1 protein-coding gene is annotated in these 745 nt (G+C 28.6%); it reads right to left on the reverse strand.

Annotated features, from left to right (window positions below; genetic code table 11):
• Positions 1-666: helix-turn-helix domain-containing protein (locus KA824_RS12790; protein WP_210133281.1), on the reverse strand; the 666-nt coding region annotated here is incomplete at its 3' end.
• Positions 667-745: the final 79 nt, after the last annotated feature.

The raw sequence follows: 745 nt of genomic DNA on the forward strand, positions 1-745 counted from the left end.
TATTTCTTCTTCCTTTTTTAAAACGTCATTTTCCATTTGAAGAAATTTATTTTTCTCTTTAAGTATCTTAATTTCAGCTTTTAATGCCTCTTCAGGTGTTAATACAGACTGGGGTTTCCCTTTTCCACGTCCATCTTTAAGTCCATCATACCCATCCAAGTTGTACTTTTTTACCCAGTTATATACTTGGCTATAATTGATGTTAAAATGATTTGCTGTTGTCTTATACGATTGGCCATGATTCATATAATAATCAACGATTTCTACACGATCTTCAAATGTTAATGATTTATATTTCAATTGATACACCTCGGGTTTTGGAGAATATGTTTTTAATATTTTACCCGATAAATACTTTGAAATCCATTTGTTTACAGTTGAAGTAGTGGGGATATTATATTTAACTACTAAATCAGTTAAAGATAGGCCATCATTTATATATTCGTTCACAACTTTAAGCTTAAATTCATTTGAGTAGGTATTATTTCTTTGAATTGGTAAAAGCACCTTTATTCCATGCTTCTTAAATTTATAATAGTTAATCAATAATGTTCTAGGAGAACAATTTAAATTTAATTTTTGAATTACATTTTTAATACTATATCCTTCTTCATATAAGCTGAAAGCTTTTTGATAAGTTTCAGGTGATAATTTTCTATGAGTCATAAAAAAGCTCCCTTCAAAGTTTACATTTTTAAGTGTCTACTTTGAAGGGAGCATATCATTTGCGGATTAGTCCTTTGTT

This window comes from Staphylococcus sp. GDY8P198P (assembly GCF_017891615.1).
Classification (GTDB): Bacteria; Bacillota; Bacilli; order Staphylococcales; family Staphylococcaceae; genus Staphylococcus; species Staphylococcus cohnii.